The sequence below is a fragment of the Ochrobactrum sp. A-1 genome, assembly GCF_022488005.1.
GTDB lineage: Bacteria > Pseudomonadota > Alphaproteobacteria > Rhizobiales > Rhizobiaceae > Brucella.
On the sequence record NZ_JAKVQC010000010.1, the window covers coordinates 23,517 to 43,269 of the forward strand.

Below are 19,753 nucleotides of genomic sequence, written 5' to 3' on the forward strand. Positions count from 1 at the left end.
CGAAACCATGCGAATGTCTTCACTATCGGTTTTATCATCGGATTATGAACGGATGGTAAACGCAATTCCTACGTTTCGCAAAGGTTTTATTATGGTATACCTATTTAAAGCCTATGGAAAACGTTTTGCTTGTATTTGCCATTAGGAAATGAATGCGAAGAAAAAAATAGCCGCTTATTCAGCGGCTAATGGGAGTCTGCCCGCCTGTGTCTCGACAGGTTCGGACTCCGTTAATGCCGGAGCCTTCTGAGCGGGTATCGGGGGAGGGGAGGGGGAGCGGCGATATTCGAATCCGTAGTCTACGGCTTCGCGATAACGTCTCTGATAGAACGCCGGCCTCCTATGGCCGGCAAAGGTGGCCCTGATCGTCCTGAGAGCACTCGGGAAACGATATCCAGCCCTTTCAACGAGCCAGAACACAAGCATTGCTGCCAGGAGAAGAACGGCGGTCCAGACCGCAAGATGGACCGCCAGAAGCAGGAAAAAGAAGACCAGGCGGGCATCAAAGATCATGAGACGGGGTTCTCGCATGGAGTCGCGCCAATGGACCTTTCTTTTGAAGCGGTTGCCGTCTTCGAATTCCTGTTCACTCATCGCGTAGCAACCGAATTAAGCGTGGCCTGAACGTTGGGTACGCCCTGCATGAATAGGACGCCAATGGTGTAGCCGCTGCCAAGCTTGACGAGCGGTCCACTCGGGGCCATGTCCTCGATTTCGCTGGCGAGCTGATCGCCAACACGGCCAGCGCCGGCATATAACGCGTCCTTCAGCTCGGTCTCGCGATCAACGACAGTCGTGGAGTTATTGCCAATGATGATTTCCTGGCTTGGGCGCGACATGGTTTCGCCAAGGCCGGAAATGAAGGCACCGGCAAGTCGCGGCCCATAGCGGGCAAGCCACCGATGATCTACGTCTGATTTGACGGCGATGGAGCCTTTGGCTCCATCAACGGCATATGCCGAGATCGGTACTTCGGTGCCATCTGCCATCACAAGGCGGCTAAATTCGACAATCAATGCGTTCGTGTTGCGGTTTTGCTGAAATGACCCGAGCATTCGAGCGCGATAGAGAGGGCCTTTCTGGAATATCTCGGCGACGACGGGACCGGGCGTATCGGAGTCGGACGCATTGACGGTGCGTGCAAATAGGATCTGACCGGCTTTGATGAGCATGTTTGCGCCGTCGACAACGCCGCCATTGCCAGAAAGGGCGGCCTGTCGTGCTGCCTCGGCCTCGGCCTGTCGCTGTTCGGGCGACTTGTAGAGCGTCTGATTGAGAACGATCGTATTAACTGATCCCTTGGGAGACCATTGCGACGCAAGGCTTGCAGCTTGGGCGGCCATCGCACCGGCAAGTGTATTGATGTCACTGTAGTCATCCGGGGTCATGGCCTGGCGGCGGTCAGGAGTGAAATTCTCAACTCGCTGCGTCGGAACTTCGTTGGCAGGAGCCACCGGACGTTGGCGAGGGTAGGGCTCCTTCGTGACGTCGCGAATATCGTCAATATTGCGCAACGGTTCGTCTGGCGTAGCGAGGAAGCTGCCCCCGCTTTGATCGGCCGTTTGCGCGCCCTGCTGATTAACCGCATCAAGCGATTGCTGATACCGTTCGGAATCGGCCTGCTGCTGTCCGGCTGGCGTAGCATCGACATTGGGGCCACGCGAAATACGGGATGGTGCAAGGTCGTTTTGCTTGAACATGGAGTAGCCGACATAGCCGACGGCTGACGCGAGCAAACCGATTACGACGTAGGTCTGAACTCGTGATCCGCGTTTGCGGCTCGAACGGTTGACGGTTGCTGCACCGGCCAGTTCCGGAGCGGCGTCCTCGCGCTCGGCCGAATTCTTGGCGTTTTCGTCGCTTGCGTCGCTCATTGGGAAATCCTCACTCTGGAAATCGTGCCATTGCGCGAGATCAGCACAACGGGGGAGGGCTTGATTTTCACGGCATGGACACCTCCCGGTCCCGTCAGCATGGCTTGCGGCGACGGAGAGGTGTATGTGTCAGATGTCCGGAGATAATAGGCTCCATCGAGAAGCCAGGCCTCAACATTGCTGTCAGATGTCCGCAATTTGATTGCCGATCTTGGAAGATCCGCACCTTGTGCGAAGGCCATCATCGTGCCGTTGGAAGGCGGCTCTTTAACGGAAACTTCCGTCGGCGAGACCGCGGCATTTGGGCCGTACCCCTCAACGGTGATGTCACGGCGGAAATGTGTCTTGGTATCGCTTGTCTCGAGATTGATCACGATCGGGCGATCTTCCTCGACAAGCGAGATTATCAGGTTCGAATAGCCGTGCGTCACGAGCGGCGTGACTGCGATCTGGTTCGAACCTTCCTGCAGCGCATAGACTTGGAAAGAATCGGCTCGACCAACGACAAAGCTGGCAATCGGCCATGCTTTGCCTGTGCGGTCGTAGAAAGCCATTACCGATACCGTGTTTGGCGTCGTGTACAGGGTTTGGAGCGCCTGATTGGACTTGAGCGACATACGCACGGAATCAGATATTGGCCGGGCTCTGAAACCGCTTGGCGGCATCGCCGCGGCCTTCTGGCTTTCATCGACCCTACGCCGATAATCGCGGATGATTTCCGGAGACATAGGCATTAACGACTGAACAGTTGCGCCATAGGCCGTAATCTCTTCTGGCGTCAGGGGACGGTCCAGTTCGGAAAGTGACTGCATCAGACGGCGGGCGCCGATGATCGGGACATTCGGGGCTTGTCGTGGCTGGCGTTGCGCGGCCTGTCCGGGCATTGCTTCGCCGTATTTGGAGTATGCAGGCTGGCCTTGCCCTTGAGTTTCCTGCTCGTCGGCAGGTTGAGATACCTGCTCTTGTTGCTGAGGCTGTTGGACAGGCAGTTCGGCGGCGGCCTCTGGCGTTGGAGGCGTGTATGTTTGCGCAGGCTGTGCAGCCTGTTGAGCAAGTGCGGACCCACTCAAGGCAAGGAGAAAAGCGATATTGCCGGCGAACATTCTCATCAAGCACCTCCGGGGGCCGCGAGGAAGCGGGAGATAGCCGCGCCGCGCGGGTGTTCATAGCTTTGCAAACGCTGCAGGGTGATCGTGACCATCAAATTTTGGCCTGTCACTTCGGATGCAGACTGATAGGTGACGCGCACCGGCATCTGAACGATCCACTCGTAGACGCCATTGGCATTGACGCCTTCTCGCACGATAACTGCGCGTTGTGCGATCGCAGTCGTGTTGAGACGGCGGTTTTTCACAAGTTCGAGCGTTCCGGATTTCTGAACAGCATCAACGAATGAATTCCAGCCTTGCGGCTTGGTGAAATACTGCTGCGCGTCCTGAAAATCCTGCTGGTACGTGGCGAATGAATAGGTAAAGGACCGGGTGACGGCTTCTGCCGCATAGGTCGCTATCTCAGCGGCGCTCAAATGTGGTTGATCGAGCGGTATGAGCGGCTGAATGCGCCCGTCGGCTGTCGTTGCGAAATATCGCGGCTCCGGCCTTGTCAACGCGAGGCTAACCGCCGCCAGGACGGCGATCACGGCGACGACAAGCAAGGCAAGGGCGATGATGCTCATGCGACGATAGGCGGTCCGATAAACGTCCGCCCGCATGAGGATTGTTTCGATCTGGCCGTAATCGGCGTTCTGGCTCATTGGGCGGCGGTTCCGGCGTTGTTGGCGGTAGCGGCTGGCTGCGCGTCGGGGAGAGCGGTTGCTAGTTGTGCATCATTGAGAGCGCCAAAGGCGAACTGAGCACCTTCCTTCGTGCGATAGAGATAAAATGGGGTTCCGGGAACGCCATTGAGACGCATCCAATCGACATTGCGTTGCATAGCTGCGACCACGGCGTTGTCGAAGTTCTTCGGATCGACCTTCGGCGCTGGCTTGCCCGATCCGATCACGGATGCGAGCTGGTCACGCAAGCTCGTAGCAATATCCTCCTGATGCATGATTGAAGCCGCGATCTGCGCAGCCTCGGGCGAAAGGATCGGGGCCATGATGACGCGCAGGTCAATCGTGTTGTCATCGATCCGCTGCTTCAGATGCTCGAACGACCATGCGCAATGCGGGCAGGTGGGATCAACGAAGACGTAGACGAGAGGCGAACCGGGCTTTGGCTTATTGGCAGGGAACCACATAGCGAAATCCTGAGCCTGCTGCATAAGCTGTTCAATGCTGGCTGCCTTGGGAACGTCTGGAACGGTTTGCGAGCCCACCGATGCGAGCTGTTGCGGAGGGGTAGCGGTTTGCGCCTGCTGTTGCGGCTGAGCCTCTGGTGGCGGCGTTGCGGCGGTAGGGGCCTGCGTGGATTGATCGGCTTGCGTTGCGGGTGCTGCCGATGCAGCGACCGAATTGTTGCTTGCTGGCCTCTCAACAGACGGGGCAGCCGAAGCAGCCTGTTGCGGCTCTGCCGTGGATGGTTGTTCAACCGGGGCAGGGGAGGACTGTCCGATTTGTGGTGCGGCGGCCGCGGCCGCTATCTGCGCGGCGGTTCCTACTCCGGGAACCGACCGGATAACATTAGCGGCAGCCTGAGAGGTCGTCGTTGATGAGGTGGCTGGCGACTGCGGATCGAACGGCGAAGGTTCCGGTGTGACGGTTGGTGTGGTCGCCAGAAGAGCGGCGGAAATGTCTTCACCCTGCGGGCCGACGATGCGACCGTAAATCGTCAGACCGTCCGGTGTGGTGAGCGCGATTTGCTGGCCGCCATCAGCAGTTGGAACCGCCCATGCGTTCATCCCGGCAATTTGCATGAGCGGGCGAACCTTCGACGCGTCCTTGAAAAGGACCTGCGTTGTATAGGGTGAAGATGAGACCGAGCAGCCCACAAAATTCTGCTGCCAGAGATTCAATTCCGCCTTGGCGGGCAGACCTGTAGCGAAAATGGCACATGACGCGAGGAGGATTTTGTAGGCATTCATTCCCGCATTTTCCTTTTGCTTTATATTGCAATATCGTCTGAATATGCCATAAAGAGTCTCATTGTCACCCCCAAAAGGCCACAATCGAAAATTGTTCGATTCGTGTTGTCGAAAGCACACGCAGAGCACAAGATGAGTATAGGCAGGCATGATGACAATCTATCTCGGCTACCTACGGAGGATAGCGACAGAGGCATGCTATTCCGGGTAGTCTTGATAGTCGGAATTTGTGCAATTGCTGGTGGCGGACTATATTTTGCTGCGGGTAGTGCGCACGGCGAAAAATCAGATTTAGTCAAAATAGAAAAAACATCTACGCCAACCCCGATTGAGCGTGAAATTATTGCGTTAAAACGTCAGGTAGCTGATTTGCGTGCCGACAACGATGCATTGCGTGCGGAGGTCACAACGCTGACTTCGCAGAACGGCGTTGTGGATACGATCATCACGCATCTGCGAGAACTCAAGGCACAGGATCAGGCAATTATCGGCCTGATCCAGCCGGGAGGAAACGGCTATTCCGCTCAAGCTGGCAATGACGGGGAAGCTCCGGCAGACGAGGCGGTTTTCGGCAATGCCCGACATCAGATTGTGACCCCGAAGGCGAAGGCACCACCCGTTCCAACTCCGAAGCCGGAAAAGGTAGCGGAAGCGAGCGCCGCCGGAGATAAACCGAAAGAGGATGCTGCGGCGACGCAGTAAAATGGGTGAGCCATGGGCGGAAACGGTGAAGCACTGAATGGCTTGGTGGGATTGGTTCAGCGGCTCGCTGACCTGATCCCGCCGGCACAGGCGCTTGTTGCCGCGACATGCTTCATTATCGGTATTGTTCTGGCTCTATCATCTATCCATGGGTTCGCGTTAGCGAGCGAACGTCGCTCGTCTGGTCAATTCATTGGGCGAGGTGATTCTGTAGTTTGGGGGCCAACGGCAGGGATCATCACTGCCGTCCTGCTAATTTCCCTGTCATCTACAATATCGGCATTCCTGATGTCGTTTTTCCAGGTGGACGAGACGGTCGCAGCCTCGGAAATTTTTGCTTACGCGCCAGAAATGCTCGCTCCGCTCGATCATGAACAAGCACGGTCTGTTCTGATCGCTCTCCTGCGGGTTGTCCAGTTTATCGGATTACTCGGATTCATACGCGGTCTGCTGATGTGCAACAGGTCTGTAACTGCGCATTCGCCGGACCTTCTAGGCTTCGGCATCGCACACCTAATCGGCGGCACACTCGCGATGAATATCGTGATGTTCGTCGGCTATATCGAAGAACTTGTGCTCGGCTAAGAAAGGAAAGCACTTATGAAGAAGGCATGGATACAAACGGCGGCACTCTTTGCCGGGACGTTTGCTTACCAGACCATGGCGCTCGCTCAATCGAGTGGCGGCCTTGGCGAAGTTCTGACGAATGTTCGCAATGATACGCTCGGCCCTGCCGGTGACTTCCTCGGCGCGGCTTCGTTCATCATTGGTGTTGTGTTCGCCATGCTGGCGATCAACAAGCTGGTGCAGCACAACCGCAACCCGCATGATACGTCTTCAAGGCCAGCTACGGCGATCTGGTTCGGCGTTGCGGCCGCACTGTTCATTGCCGTTCCGGAATTCCTCGGCATGGGTGTGACGACGTTCTTCGGCTCTGGTGCCGATACCACGTCGGTTGACGGAACCTTGCGGTCGATCAACTGATGATGGGAGGGATCGGAATTCTGGACACGCTGGCGGCTGTTATCGGTCGGTCGGCGCTGCGGAAGTCGCTGGACGGCTATTGCCGGCTTGTGACATCTGAAGGCGAAAACATGCTTGTTGCCGATGACGGTTCGTTGGTGACGGTATTTCGGCTTGAAGGCTTCCGGTCCATGCCGGGCGAGAAGGAAATCAGCAAGGCGGTGACGGATCTCCGCCTTGCCTTCAGCTCGCAATTGGGAACTGCCGGCTATACGCTTCAGTTCTGGTTCGGGCACACCCCGGAACTAGGTGCGGCCGACATCAATCGTGCACTTGCGGTAACTGAAGGCGTTGCGGCCGATACGGGCCTCGATATTCACGATCTCATAGACGAGCGGCGGCAATTGTTGCCGAAACGTCTGACCGGCGAGCGTTGTTTCATGGCGCTGTGGTCGCGGCCTACCTTGCTCACGCGCCAGGAGCTGAAAACCAGTTCGGAAAAGGCCCGCAAAGATATGCAGGGTGCGCCGCAAATGCGGCATGCACAGTGGCCGGCGCTGGCGATCGACGCCCTCGTTACAAGGCATCGCTCCTTCTGCGAGGCTATGGTGCGAGAAGCCAACATTGTCGGTATCGAAATCGAGCCGCTGGAAGTGCATGAGGCCCTGTCGCAGATCAAAGGCGTGCTGAACCCGGAATATCTGATCGCGGGGGATAGCTGGAAGGCGATCTTACCCGGAGATTATGCGCGGGCTCGTATGCCCAAATCTGTCAAAGAACTCAAGAAAAGCGAGGTTTCGAACCTCCTTTGGCCGTTGCTTTCTCGACAGCTCATCAATGAGCATGGCGAAATCATTGACCAAACGACGGTGCAACTTGGTGAAACAGTCTTCTCCGGTTTCGACATATCGCTTGGACCGGAAGTCGTTGTGCAATTTAATGACCTGATCCGGAGGGTGCTCGACAGCAATCAACGCATTTCCTGGCGGATGTCGATGCTGATCGATTCCGGCGGTTTCCAAGGGCAGATGTTCAAGGAAACATATACGAATATCATGACGTGGACCGCACCGATCCACAATTCACGCATCAAGAAGGCTTTCGAGAAACTGCGTCTTGATGACGGCGCGGATGATACCGTCGTTCGGTGGCGCTGCTCGTTTGCAGCATGGGCGCCAAAGACGGATATAGAGACGCTGCAGCGGCATGTGGCGACCCTGCGGCGGACGGTAGAACGATGGGGCAACTGCCAGACGGACGCACTGGTCGGAGATCCCGTCCAGTGCGTGATGTCGTCGGCTCTAGCGCTCAATGCACAATCGACAGCACCGGCGGCCGCCGCCAGCCTTGCCGACGCTTTTGCCCTTGCGCCGATCGCACGACCTGCAAGCCCATGGCAACAGGGTTCCGTCATGTTCCGGACGAAAGACGGCAAGCTGTGGCCGTATCAACCCGGTTCCTCGAAACAGTTGGGCTGGGTTGACCTGATCGTCGGCACGCCGGGTTCCGGCAAATCGGTCCTGATGAATTCGATCAATCTCGGCGTGGCGTTGTCACGCCAGTCAGGTCGAAGCAGGTCTAACGAGGGCCTGTTGCCGCGTATTTCGATTATCGACATTGGTCCATCGTCGTCAGGCCTGATCAGCCTCATTCGCGATGCTCTACCGGTCCAGCGCCGCCATGAAGCCGTCTTTCATCGGCTGAAAATGTCGGAACAATATTCGGTCAACCCGCTCGACCTGCAACTGTGCATGCGTCACCCCTTCGAATATGAGCGAGCTTACCTTGTAAACCTGCTCTGCCTCATATGTACCCCGGACGGTGAGGAGGCGACCTATGACGGTATCAGTGCGCTTGCGGGCGCAACGATCGACGAAGCCTATAAGTTCTTCAGCGATAGCCGCTCACCGAAGCGCTATTCCAAATCCGATTCCTTCGAGGTTGACGCCGCGCTCGAAGAGCTTGGTTTCGAGATCGACACCGCGACGACATGGTACGAGATCACCGACTATCTGTTCTCGAAGGGGAGATATCATGAGGCTGCACTAGCGCAGCGCTATGCCGTCCCGACCTTGGCCGATCTCGTGAATGTCTCTAACTCCGAAATCGTACGAGAGCCATTCCGAGATATGAAGGCACCAACCGGCGAGGATGTGCTGAAAGCTTTCCAGCGCATGTTGACGGCGGCTTGCCGCGATTATCCGATCCTGGCCCGACCGACGCGGTTCGATGTTTCGAACGCCCGCATCATCGCGTTCGACCTTGCCGGCGTAACCGCGAAGACAGGTCCACACGCCAAGCGACAGACCGCCATCATGTATATGGTCTCGCTTCAGACCCTGACCACCGATTTCTGGATGGATGCTGACGAGATCCGTGCTCGTGATCTAAGCGACGAGGTTCGCGCCTATCATCTTCAGCGGATCGAGAACAACCGGCAGATGGGCAAGCGCCTCTGCGTCGACGAATATCATTTGACTGGCGGCCTGGACAGCTTCCGCGACCAGATGATCAATCTCGGCCGCGTCGGTCGTAAGGCCGGCGTGCAAATCACGCTTGCGTCTCAGCTTCTCGAAGATTTCGACACGAGCATTCAGAAACTCGCCAACAGCTTCTGGTTCTGTAACGTGCCGACGGAGGAATCTATCCGTCAGATTGCATCGACCTACAATCTTACCCCATCGATCATGGACATTATGCGCGGGCTTCGTGGTCCGATCGAAGGGGAGGGCGCACCGCTGCTGGCGATGCTGAACCTGCGGTCAGGCACGTATGTCCAGCACGTATTCAACCAGCTCGGCCCGATTGAAATTTGGGCGCTCTCAACGACGGCTGAGGACACCTCGCTACGCACGATGCTTTACGAAAGCCTCGGTTCGAAGGCAGCCCGGCGCATTCTCGCGCGCCGTTTCCCTTCAGGTTCGGCAAAGGACACGATCGAGCGCCGTCTTGCAGACATGGAAGATCGTGGCGTCGCAATTGATGACAAGGTTCGGGGCAACGCAATTCGCCAGCTCGCGGACGAACTGATCAAGGAGGCCTCGTGATAAAGGCAATTACAGCCGCGCTGTTGGCAAGCGCGATTGGTAGCGTTGCTCTGGCTCAGTCCAACATTGACGACCTGGTGACGGAAACCATCAATTTCGAAAAGCAGGACTCGGATGCGACGGCGACGGCGCGGAAAATGTATGGGCGTGATTTTCGTATCGTGCAGGCAAAGCGCGTCTGGCTCGAAGAACCGACAGATGGTTACGACCAGATGGTGGTCTTGCTCGGCGAGGCCCGCGGTTGTGCGACCGGGTGTTTCGTGTCCGCTTTGTACTATGACGATAAACAATGGCTTGAGGTTTGGCGGGTGCCGGGCAAGTCCGTTGGGCTTGGTCCCGTTGCAGCGACGGGCATGAAGCCGCTCTATGATGGTCATCGCCTCTGGCAATGGTCGGGAACGGCTTATATGGCTCAACCCGTACCCCAAGAGCGCAAGAACAGAACTCCGACAGAAGATGAGCTGAAGGCCGCAACCGAAGCGCTGAAAGAGCGCTTCAAGGGAGGGTCAGAACCGCTCGAGCCGTCGAATGTTCTCGCTCAAGACGTCAATATTAAGGATGGTGACGAGACCGCTATTCTGGTGCGGTCAAATTACTATTGCGGCAATTCGGCGTGTCCCGTGATCTTTCTCGATGGGAAAAAGCAGCTCATCGACGTTCTCGAAGCATGGGGACCAGATTTTTCAGTCATTGACGAGCGTGACGACAATAATCGTCATCTGATCGAAGTCGCGACGCAGGACGGCGTTGCGACCTATTCGCTTGGCGACAAAAACCCGCGCTCCGTCATCAACGCCATGAAGATCACGATAGCGGGGCAGAAGCGATGAAACGCTCGATTATGGTCATACTGTGCTTGGCATTGCTGCAGCCGTTTACTGCGTGGGCGGACTATAATGAAAACACGTCCAAGCTCGAAGGCGGCAACTCCTATTCAATCTTCAACGGAAACGGCGGTAGTGCCGTCGGTCGTTATCAGATCACGGCCGGCACATGGGAATCTCTCGGATATTTCAAATATACGGGTAGTGGTTCCACCGGCAATTGGAACAATTATGTCGCTACCGACAAGGCCAGAGCCGCAGGCGTCAATAGCCTGAATGATCTTCGCTATTCGAGCGCGGGGGCCGCTCTTCAAGATGCGGCGAATATGGAGCTCGCTTCCCGCAATTGGTCATCCCTGAGCAGTCAGGCGCGCGGCCTCGTCGGACAGACGATCAACGGTGTCGAGATCACCCAGGACGGATTGCTCGGCGCGGCTCACTTCCTCGGCGCCGGTGCGCTCAACGATTGGGTCGCCAGCGGCTTTGACCCCTCTGTCTTGCCTGCCTCGTATCTGACGGCGAATGGCTTCTCCTCCTATGCAGAGCTTCAAGCTCACTTGCTGAAACGCATGGCGGCCATGAACGGTCAATCCTTCGCAGGTTTGGAGGGCGGATTAGGCGGAGAGACTGGCGGCGGCATGTACGACCAGACCGAAGGGTTCCCCGGAATCGGCACAAAACGGCCGATTCTCATCCGAGAAATCCCACCATTCCAAGGGGAGAAAGCAACGCTATGAGAATCATCCGACTTCTATCGGTCTGTGCCGTTAGTGGCCTGGCAATGGCGACCTCGCCGGCTCATGCAGACCAAATCGAGCAGCTTTTCAAAGATAGCGGCAAAGGCTGCGTCGATACGGTGAAAATCAACCTCGTCGAGGCCATTCGCGCGGGTATCGACAAGGAAGTGAAGCGCCATGAAGCAGCCCTTCAAAAGCCACCGTCACTGGATTCGCTCGGCTGCCTCGACAATCTGATGAAGGTCAATCTTGATTTTGCAATCCAGGTTCCGGACCTGAGCCAGATTTTCAATCAGGCTTTGTCGAACGCCGAACAGCAAATCTGCTCCTATGCGCAAGAGCAATGGAACAAGGTGACTGAACCGCTCCAGTCCGCGCTTCAATTGCCATCCTTCGATTCCTTGCAGTTGCCCGGCGGTATGGGCGGCGGGTCTGTGCCGACGTTGAACTATGATTACAAGGGCGGCTCGCTAAATATGGACCAGCCCTCGGTCAACAACTCCGGGCGGCGTGAGAATGACGGCTCGCTTTTGAATAATCTCTATAACGATCTCTATGGACCGGGAGGCCTGTGATGAAGGCAGTCATCAAATCGTTGCTGTTTGCTGGAACGGCTTTCGCGTCCCTTTCCGTCGGTAATGCGGCACTGGCCGCTTGCTCCTGCGGCGGTGTTCAAAACATCGTCTACCGCGCTCAGGAGAACATCAATTCTCATACGACTGACGTTGGCAACCAGATTGCGCAAACCATTCTGAAGGGCGTCGCGCAATTGAGTGCCTATCAGAACCGCGCGATCGAAGCTAACTCCCGGACCCAGGAAGCCGCTCAGATGGCAGAAACCATCCGTGAGCGACAGAAGGCCCGAGCTGCAGCGGAAGGCGGTCGGTACGATCCGGCTACCTCGGCCTGCCTCGACTTGTCGGGCATCTTCAGCATGGGCAAGCCAGGGCAGGGGGTCGCGGGCTACGGCGGCAACGATGTTGCCAACGCATCCCGCAATTGGTCATACGGCAACGAGGATATTGGCAAACCGGTAACGGAAGGTGGGTTGGCGGTCGCAAACGCGATCATTGCAGACCGTGACGAGTTGAGGAATGTCGCCGGCTTCGCTGATCCGACTTCAGATGTTCGCCTCCTAACCGACGCGATCACTCTCGATACGTCGGATGGAGAAGTATCCAAGGCTTACGTCCGGATGATCAACAACATGGTCGATCCGATTCCGCCAAAGCCGATCACTCAAGCGGAAATGAGATCGCCGGCCGGCAGGGCGCAAGTTGCGGCTCGTCAGGTCGATGCTACCCGCCGTTCGGCAGCACATTCGATCTACAGCTATCTTGGTGACATTGCGGCTCCTACGGGTGGCAAAGAACTTGCGGATTGGGCGAAAAAAGCCGTGACGGAATCCTATCCCTACGAAGTAGGCGAGCATGTTTCCGAACTGCAGGCGGTAGATATTTTCGTCCGCTCCCGCTTTTCCAATCCAGAGTGGCACAAGGAACTGGCTGGCATGTCTCCCGCCGCTGTGCAGCGCGAACAACTGCTAACCCAGGCTCTCAACCTTCATGTCGATTGGATGAGGTTCAATCTCGAGCGCCGCCAAGCAGCGGCAATTGCAGCGCTGTTGTCGAACAGCCTTGACGAGCGCGACAGTCGCACGACCGTAACGACAGCGAGCGCAGCGCAATGAGTGAGCAAGGTCGCATCCGTCGTTTCGCCTCTTGGAACCTGAAACGGGCTTTCGGCATCAAGGTCTTTTTCAACGCAGCATCACATGCTGCGGAAGATGCTGCCGACAATGTTCAGAACACGATCGACGAGTTGCGGCCGAAAGGCCGGTTGAAGGCGAGAAGCTTCGGAGATCGATATGCCGATGGCGGCATTCAGCGCTTCAAAGAACTGAGTGACGGGCTCGACGCAAAGGAAATAGATGCAGCGCTGGCGGCGTGGGACAGGGATTCCAGCATCTACATGGTAGCAGGTTGCATTGCACTCGCTGCTATCCCGGCTCTCTACGTTCTCGGCTATCGGTCCTTCTATCTTCTCATCGGCGGGTGCCTGGTGGCAGTCATCACCTTCGCTTTGGCGATGAAGGCTGACTTTCGGGCATGGCAGATCCGTCAAGGCCGGATCGGCGCTGTGCGCGATTACTTTAACGACCGTCTGCCTTCAAACATGCAGATCCTATCAAAGGACGATTAATCATGAACCGGGTGGGACTTCTCGCTACTTTTTGGATGATCTCGGCAAGCGTCGCGCACGCCGACGACATCAATATTGCCGATATCATCAAGGGCGAGGGAGACGCACGGTCCAATTCCTTCTTGAATATGATCTTTGGGCCGCTCTTCACCGGCCCTAACGACGAAACCCTCATTTCCTCGCTGATCGCGAATTTCAATGTTCTGTTCTTCGCGATTGCGGCAATCCTGTTCATCTACAATGTTGTCGTAGGCGTCACGGAAACCGCCCACGAGGGCGAGATACTTGGAAGACGGCATTCAGCAATGTGGGTGCCGTTGCGCACTATCCTCGCGGTAGGTGCCCTCATTCCCATGCCAACCGGATATAATGCCGCTCAGCATGGCATTGCCTACATGGTCAACGTGAGCACGGCCACCGCCTCATTCTTCTGGAATGAGACGGTCGATCTCATCGTTGAACAGCGATTGCCAGTCGTGGGCGGTGACTATGACGCCCTTGACGGTCAATTCTTGCAGGGATTGTGGCGGGCCGAACTTTGCCAGGCGGTGTACAATCTCGAAGTGTCCAAAGGAGGTGATGGACTAGACGGAATCTCGCGCGGGTCTTGGCGAACGGTATCAGGTGTACCGCAAATGGCATATAGCCTGCCGAATTCTTATGGTGCTTGTGGCATCGTCAGCCTGCCCGGCCAAACGACGGGTTTCCAGCGACTGGCTGAAGCTGCCGGCAAGTCCTATAACGACTACATTCAAGCCATGCAGCAAGCTGTTACCAAAACCGCTGACAGCTTCTCTGGCACTGCTGCGCAGCTCGCCCAGGCGATCAGCAAGCGTGAACAATTGCCGGCCTATCGTGATCTTCGCAAAGATCTCAACGACTGGCGCAAGCAGCACGCGGATATCCTGAAGCAATATATCGGTGATGATAAATTGCAGAAAGCCGGCAAAGACGTTGCGGAAGCAGATGATCCACTGCAGGTGACGCCCGTCGGAGATTCACAAAGCCAGGCACTAGCCGGCAATCTCAAGAACGGCGGCTGGTTGCAAGCGGGATTCTATTATCAGCTCATCGCACGGCTGTCGGCTGACTCTAATTCGGTAGCAACTGCGCTTCCGAAAGTGACGCCAGGAGGAGCGATCGGCGCCGCGTCGAATCCGGGTGGATCGGTGCGCAATGCGATTGCTTCCCAATACGCGGATAACAACTGGTACTTACTCGGCTCGGCTGACGGCGACGCCAAGAAGTTCCTCGACCAGATTTCGGCGACTTACAACGGTACCGTTGAGTGGTGGAACGAAAGCGTCGCCAGAAGCGGGATCAGGGCGTTCGTAAATGAACGCGTCGCGTTCGCGGACAGCGGCGGCGATATTTCCGACTGGATGCCATCTGCTGGTTCGCTTTACGAGGCACTGGAGTTCCTTAATCCTATGAGGCCCACCAACGATCCAATGATCGGTCTCGTCACGTTTGGAACGCAGGTCACGTTCTATACGACCGCTGCGATCATCGCGTTGTCTGTCCTTGCAGTGGTGCCATACGTGGGAACCGGTATAACAGTCCTTTCGAACTTCGTCGGTTGGGTCATAAGTGGCATTGGGGCCATGGGCATGTTCCTTGCCTTCGTGCTTCCAATGGTTCCGATGGTGACATGGGTGATCGGAATTGGCGCGTTCTTCCTTCTGGTAATGGAAGCCATCTTCGCCGCCCCACTTTGGGCGATCGCGCATCTCTCTATGGAAGGGAAGGGGATGGGCGGCAGCCAGGCCCGGCGCGGTTATGTCATGGTGCTGGCGCTCACTCTGACGCCGGTCCTCATGCTTTTTGGGCTCCTCCTCGGAATGATCCTTTTCCGGATCATGGGTGTTCTCATTAATGGCGGGCTCTACTACGCTCTGACCTCTGCTCAATCACTCGTGGGAGATAGCTTTGTCAGCTTGGCATGGTTCCTCGGTATTTTTGTCGTCATGTTTTTCATGGCGGCGGTCTATCTCGTCATCATTGAGCGATCGTTCTCCCTGATCGCAGAATTTCCGGGCCGGGTGTTCCGGTGGTTCGACCATATCGGCGACGACCTCGATGCACATTCTGCGATGCGAGCTAATATTGCAGCCATGGGTACGACCAAGGAACTCGGCCGACTTTCTGAAGGGGCGAAGCATATCCCAACTACAGTCGGAAAACTCCTGCCTCGGAAGTAACAGGTGCCGGCCGAACCTTCCTATAAAAGCGGTTCTGAGTTATGGTTCAATGATGGCAACAACGGCGCGAAAGGAGCCGATATGACCTTACCGAAGTATCTGCGTCCCATTTACGACGTTGACGCCCACGGTCTGACAAAGACTGAAAAAGTGGTGCGGATGGTGATCTTCACTCCGCTGCTTATCGTTTTCTCTGTCCCGACGGTCCTCGCCGTCGTCTTCGTCTGCTTGGCCGGCTATTGGGCTTTCATGCTGCTAACGAGTGGAGTTGGAAACATCTTTGCTAATCCCGCCCAATATAGCTTCGAAATATCGATTTTTGCGGCACTTGCCGCGTTGCTGATATTCTCAAACGTGATCGCCAGGAAAATTCGGCGTCATTTCCTGCCGTTCGGCTAAGAACGGTCGTCCAAGTGCAGAAGGCCCGCCTTGCGGGCCTTCTTCATTTCCGCCACCAAGCAAACGGCCCATACCGTTGCATAAGAAAAAAATTCCTCTTGACGGGAACCGCCTCTCCGTTGTTCTGTTTTTGTTCTATTCAGGAGCGAAGACAGAATGCGCAAGCCGGAGACGATCGAACGGCTCTACCTAGATTTTGACGGATTCTTCGCAAGCGTTGAGCAGCAGTGTGACCGACGCTTGAGGGGGCGGCCGATCGGCGTCGTGCCGTTCGCCGGCACGACCCGCACGGCAGTCATCGCGTGCAGTCGTGAGGCAAAGGCCTACGGCGTCAAGAATGTAATGCCGATCGACGAGGCAAAGCGGCTCTGTCCAGACCTGGTGCTTGTTCCACAAAAGCCCGACCTTTATCGGCGGGCGCATAACGCGCTCCTGTCCGAAATAGAGACCGTTATTCCGATCGACGCGGCTAAATCGATTGATGAGCTGACTTGCCGCCTCGATGAGACCGGCCGCAATGACCCGGAAGGGTTGTCGGCTCGCATCAAGGCCGCGATCGCAGAGAATGTCGGTTCCTTTATCACCTGTTCGATCGGCTTCGCCGCTAATCGCCAGCTTGCGAAAATTGCCTGTAAGGAAGGTAAGCGCGGGGCAGGGCGGTACGGCGACGGATTGGCGATCTGGCGGCCGGCTGACCTGCCTGCGCCGTTGTTCGCGGTTGCGATGGAAGATATTCCAGGAGTCGGCGGGAATATGGCGAAGCGGCTCTATCGATCGTCCATCTACACAACCGAACAGCTTTATAATCTCCAGCCCAAGCACATGCGTCGGCTTTGGAACAACGTCACTGGGGAACGACTCTGGTATGCTCTCCATGGCTACGACATACAGGCCCAGGCATCGAGCCGGGGCATGTTCGGCCATGGGCGCGTGCTTCCTCCGGAATCGCGCACCATGGCCGGCGCGCGCGAGATCTCACGGTTGCTTCTGATAAAAGCGGCGCGGCGTCTGCGGCGCGAGAATTTTTATGCCGCCGGCCTCTGGCTCTGGCTCTCGATTCGTGATGGATCGTGGATGGGAAAGCGCCACCTACCGGTCGTCAACGACGACCAGGCCATCCTTGCCGCCCTTTCCGAACTTTGGGAAAAGGTCGCGCTGGACTATCCGCGCGGACTCACGATCTTCCGGATAGGCGTCACCCTCTATGATCTGACGCCTGCGCATGAACGCCAGCTTGATCTACTTCACAATGATGACCGCCAACGCCGGCGTTGGGAAAACGCCAGCAAGGCAATCGACAACCTCAATGCGCGCTATGCTGCCACTGTTGTCAGCCTCGGCCAATGGCGGCCGCCGGCCGGCGGCCACGTCGGCGGCAAGATCTCGTACACGCGCATTCCATCCGCGGAGGATTTTTGGTGATGGGCTGGAAACAAAGCGTCAAGGTCGGCGACCTGGCCGACAATCAGAAGCTCGAGGCGCGGTGCAAGAAATGCGGTCATGTGCATTACCTCACCCGTGCCATCGTATGCGTCTCGCCGGAACGCGAATTCCTGTACATCGACGAGCTCGAGCGCGAAACAATCTGCAGAGCGCGCGGCTGTCGTGGCACAGTACGGATTTCGATGGTGCGGCTTGATGAGTTAAGCGGGTTTGTCGGCGGCCTTGCGTAACGCCCTTACGACAAGAACAGCCACGCCAAATAGCAGATTGCTGCCAGAATCATTAATCCAACTGGTATTTCATACCACCGCTCGCCGGGCCTCTTGCCACCACACTTAGGACAGTATGGAGCGTTGCTGGCGACAGGTGAGTACGAACAATGACGACAAGAAGTAGTAGCCATATTTATTCCAATAAATTCAATGGCTTAGTCGCATAAGGTTTATTATGGAACTAACTTGTTGATTTTATTGAGCAATATCATATTGCACTTTGTTAGTCACCTTCGCCGGGTGTCCTGAATCGAGCAGAAACCGGCGATCCATCCGTCAATTTAGCGCAATTCCAAACGGCTAGCATATCCGTGCCAAATTCTGCTTTGCATCGTGAGACACTTGCCGCATCGATTTCTCTGATCGAGCCAAGGGCAACGGCGACCTTATCCCATTTCGCAATGCAATCACTTGTGCTCTCATACGGACTAGGTTTTTTTTCACAGAACGTTCTCGCTGATTCATCCGCGGGTGAGCGTACTGAAAAAATCACAAGAACGATCAGAAAGTTTATGACAATAACCATCATGATCCTATGCAGCATCTTTTCATTGGGGGTCTTTGGTTGAGGTCCGCCAAACAAACTACCGACAATGGATTCTATCAACATGAAGCTTGCTCACGTAAATATTGTACTGATGATTTCGTATTGATCCTTTAGCTGTTTAGTTGGACGACGGCCAACTTCCTCCAGCCAACCCACTTTTCACCAACCCGGTATGCTTGGAGATCAATCCAGAAATGGGCTGCCATATCAGAAAGGTTGGCTATCATACGCGCAGTATGTTTTGTGATGCTTATTTGCTCTCGTCCATCAGAGCAAATGCGAATGGTACCATCTGCCTCGAAGCTGACTTTGAGAAGATTACCCTCGTGATCCTCTAAAAACCCCACAACCGAAGGCGAATCGGTGCCATCATCAAAGATTAATGCTCTGTTGGTCGGATAATCATCAGTGGCCCTTATCGTCAATATTCTTGCATCTCCTATACCTTTCGGATCGATGTCCCGCTGTAACCTCGTGTATCAGCGCGTCGGCCGAACAATAGATTTCGCCCTACAGCCCAAATAACTTTTGCAACAAGAACGGCTGCAACTGTAATGATAAAAATCCGCATTTCCTGATCCGACATGCGCTTTGTCTCCTATCAGCCTCATGATCACTTAGTTAGCCATATAATGAAAGAACGCATCACCCGCTTTGTTACCCAACGGCCAAAATACTATAAATATTAAGCCTATCAGGATTGGCCATAAAATCCCCATGGATTTGCGCACTTCTTTCTCGCCATAGAAACACCATTTAATGAACTTTGACACCAGCTATCTCCTTTACGACATTACCGCTGACATGTGAGAATAGCATTGCCACCTTTCCATATTAGTGTGAGCATAAAAACTACTGTAAGGACACCGGATAGTGCCCCCATGGCCTTGTCCGCATATTCCAAGGGATATCCATTGCCCGTCATCAAAGCATTGCCATTGGAACACAGCATTTCTATAAAAAATGATGCTGCGCCGATACTAATTGAGTCGAATACTACTACCAATATGAGTAATAATAGTATTCTTATCCTTGAGGATCGACCTAAGCCGATGCTTCCAGCATACTTCACATAAAAATAAAACTCACCGCGCTGCTCTTGCGGAACTAAATCGGTTTTCGTAAGAATGACGGCCGTTCCGGCTTGCATCACCAAACTTACCAACACGGCGATTGCCAAATTATCAAGGACAACGCGTGGCATTTGAGCAAACGTATTGAGAAGATAATCCATGTCATCGTGCCTTTTTTGGGTGCCTAATTGCTCCGCGGCCTGACAGCCTCTGAACGTTTCCTTTTGTCGTCATTGTTCCTTCACTCCCAGGAAGCGCAGCCCCTTGTCGGTCGGATCTAACGACCTCACGCTTCCCTGGGTGTGCACGGGAAAAGAAATCACGACGAGCTCGTGATCTAAAAGCCTCCTTAATCGACCCCAAGGTAGGTCCAGTTCTTCGCCGCGTATGATCATAGTCAAATCTACCCGCGCGTCTCGTTCCTGGGCCTCGGTCATAGGCCTAACTG

The 19,753-nt window shown here is 55.5% G+C and carries 21 protein-coding genes; 13 read left to right on the forward strand and 8 right to left on the reverse strand.

Going from position 1 to position 19,753, the window contains the following annotated elements:
• Window positions 1–174: 174 nt before the first annotated feature.
• The 5 genes from icmT to MKS82_RS29210 are packed head-to-tail and all read right to left on the reverse strand — an operon-like array spanning window position 175 to window position 4,895.
• Window positions 175–594, reverse strand: a complete 420-nt coding sequence (gene icmT / locus MKS82_RS29190; RefSeq protein WP_320109284.1) for an IcmT/TraK family protein — start codon at window positions 592–594, stop codon at window positions 175–177.
• Complete coding sequence (locus MKS82_RS29195; protein WP_240579680.1) at window positions 591–1,874, reverse strand: TrbI/VirB10 family protein; 1,284 nt, start codon at window positions 1,872–1,874, stop codon at window positions 591–593. The genes icmT and MKS82_RS29195 overlap by 4 nt, the downstream gene beginning before the upstream one ends.
• Window positions 1,871–2,983 (reverse strand): DotH/IcmK family type IV secretion protein, encoded by a 1,113-nt coding sequence (locus MKS82_RS29200; protein WP_198513220.1) that lies wholly within the window; start codon window positions 2,981–2,983, stop codon window positions 1,871–1,873. The genes MKS82_RS29195 and MKS82_RS29200 overlap by 4 nt, the downstream gene beginning before the upstream one ends.
• Window positions 2,983–3,627: a type IVB secretion system apparatus protein IcmL/DotI gene (locus MKS82_RS29205; protein WP_100560336.1), complete on the reverse strand. Its 645-nt coding sequence runs from the start codon at window positions 3,625–3,627 to the stop codon at window positions 2,983–2,985. The genes MKS82_RS29200 and MKS82_RS29205 overlap by 1 nt, the downstream gene beginning before the upstream one ends.
• Window positions 3,624–4,895: a thioredoxin fold domain-containing protein gene (locus MKS82_RS29210; protein ID WP_240579681.1), complete on the reverse strand. Its 1,272-nt coding sequence runs from the start codon at window positions 4,893–4,895 to the stop codon at window positions 3,624–3,626. The genes MKS82_RS29205 and MKS82_RS29210 overlap by 4 nt, the downstream gene beginning before the upstream one ends.
• Before the next feature lie 132 nt (window positions 4,896–5,027).
• Between MKS82_RS29210 and MKS82_RS29215 the strand changes: the two genes are divergently transcribed.
• The 13 genes from MKS82_RS29215 to MKS82_RS29275 all read left to right on the forward strand — a co-directional run bounded on the left by MKS82_RS29215 (window position 5,028) and on the right by MKS82_RS29275 (window position 17,643).
• Window positions 5,028–5,597, forward strand: coding sequence for a hypothetical protein (locus MKS82_RS29215; protein ID WP_240579682.1), 570 nt, complete (start codon window positions 5,028–5,030; stop codon window positions 5,595–5,597).
• Window positions 5,598–5,609: 12 nt separating this feature from the next.
• Entirely contained in the window at window positions 5,610–6,182 is a 573-nt protein-coding gene (locus tag MKS82_RS29220; RefSeq protein ID WP_240579683.1) for a hypothetical protein, read from the forward strand.
• 15 nt (window positions 6,183–6,197) lie between these two features.
• Window positions 6,198–6,581, forward strand: coding sequence for a hypothetical protein (locus MKS82_RS29225; RefSeq protein ID WP_100560328.1), 384 nt, complete (start codon window positions 6,198–6,200; stop codon window positions 6,579–6,581).
• On the forward strand, window positions 6,581–9,607 hold the full coding sequence (locus MKS82_RS29230; RefSeq protein ID WP_100560326.1) for a hypothetical protein: 3,027 nt from the start codon (window positions 6,581–6,583) through the stop codon (window positions 9,605–9,607). The genes MKS82_RS29225 and MKS82_RS29230 overlap by 1 nt, the downstream gene beginning before the upstream one ends.
• Window positions 9,604–10,437, forward strand: a complete 834-nt coding sequence (locus MKS82_RS29235; RefSeq protein WP_183657164.1) for a hypothetical protein — start codon at window positions 9,604–9,606, stop codon at window positions 10,435–10,437. The genes MKS82_RS29230 and MKS82_RS29235 overlap by 4 nt, the downstream gene beginning before the upstream one ends.
• Window positions 10,434–11,168 (forward strand): hypothetical protein, encoded by a 735-nt coding sequence (locus MKS82_RS29240; protein WP_100560323.1) that lies wholly within the window; start codon window positions 10,434–10,436, stop codon window positions 11,166–11,168. Before MKS82_RS29235 ends, MKS82_RS29240 begins: the two co-directional genes overlap by 4 nt.
• On the forward strand, window positions 11,165–11,743 hold the full coding sequence (locus MKS82_RS29245) for a hypothetical protein (protein WP_100560321.1): 579 nt from the start codon (window positions 11,165–11,167) through the stop codon (window positions 11,741–11,743). The genes MKS82_RS29240 and MKS82_RS29245 overlap by 4 nt, the downstream gene beginning before the upstream one ends.
• Complete coding sequence (locus tag MKS82_RS29250) at window positions 11,743–12,858, forward strand: hypothetical protein (protein ID WP_240579684.1); 1,116 nt, start codon at window positions 11,743–11,745, stop codon at window positions 12,856–12,858. Before MKS82_RS29245 ends, MKS82_RS29250 begins: the two co-directional genes overlap by 1 nt.
• Window positions 12,855–13,370 carry a hypothetical protein gene (locus MKS82_RS29255; RefSeq protein WP_100560318.1) on the forward strand — a complete coding sequence of 172 codons (516 nt, stop codon included), beginning with the start codon at window positions 12,855–12,857 and terminating at the stop codon, window positions 13,368–13,370. The genes MKS82_RS29250 and MKS82_RS29255 overlap by 4 nt, the downstream gene beginning before the upstream one ends.
• Window positions 13,371–13,372: 2 nt before the next feature.
• Entirely contained in the window at window positions 13,373–15,571 is a 2,199-nt protein-coding gene (locus MKS82_RS29260) for a DotA/TraY family protein (protein ID WP_100560316.1), read from the forward strand.
• Between the two features lie 3 nt (window positions 15,572–15,574).
• Window positions 15,575–15,970, forward strand: a complete 396-nt coding sequence (locus MKS82_RS29265) for a hypothetical protein (protein ID WP_100560314.1) — start codon at window positions 15,575–15,577, stop codon at window positions 15,968–15,970.
• A gap of 156 nt (window positions 15,971–16,126) precedes the next feature.
• Entirely contained in the window at window positions 16,127–17,392 is a 1,266-nt protein-coding gene (locus MKS82_RS29270) for a Y-family DNA polymerase (RefSeq protein ID WP_240579685.1), read from the forward strand.
• Window positions 17,392–17,643: a hypothetical protein gene (locus tag MKS82_RS29275; RefSeq protein WP_112700661.1), complete on the forward strand. Its 252-nt coding sequence runs from the start codon at window positions 17,392–17,394 to the stop codon at window positions 17,641–17,643. Before MKS82_RS29270 ends, MKS82_RS29275 begins: the two co-directional genes overlap by 1 nt.
• A 265-nt stretch (window positions 17,644–17,908) precedes the next feature.
• On the opposite strand, the gene MKS82_RS29280 is transcribed toward MKS82_RS29275, so the two are convergent.
• The 3 genes from MKS82_RS29280 to MKS82_RS29290 all read right to left on the reverse strand — a co-directional run bounded on the left by MKS82_RS29280 (window position 17,909) and on the right by MKS82_RS29290 (window position 19,466).
• Window positions 17,909–18,295 (reverse strand): hypothetical protein, encoded by a 387-nt coding sequence (locus tag MKS82_RS29280; protein WP_240579686.1) that lies wholly within the window; start codon window positions 18,293–18,295, stop codon window positions 17,909–17,911.
• 47 nt (window positions 18,296–18,342) lie between these two features.
• Complete coding sequence (locus MKS82_RS29285) at window positions 18,343–18,657, reverse strand: hypothetical protein (RefSeq protein WP_240579687.1); 315 nt, start codon at window positions 18,655–18,657, stop codon at window positions 18,343–18,345.
• 368 nt (window positions 18,658–19,025) lie between these two features.
• A complete protein-coding gene (locus tag MKS82_RS29290) occupies window positions 19,026–19,466 on the reverse strand; it encodes a hypothetical protein (RefSeq protein WP_240579688.1) in 441 nt (146 codons plus the stop codon).
• Window positions 19,467–19,753 lie beyond the last annotated feature (287 nt).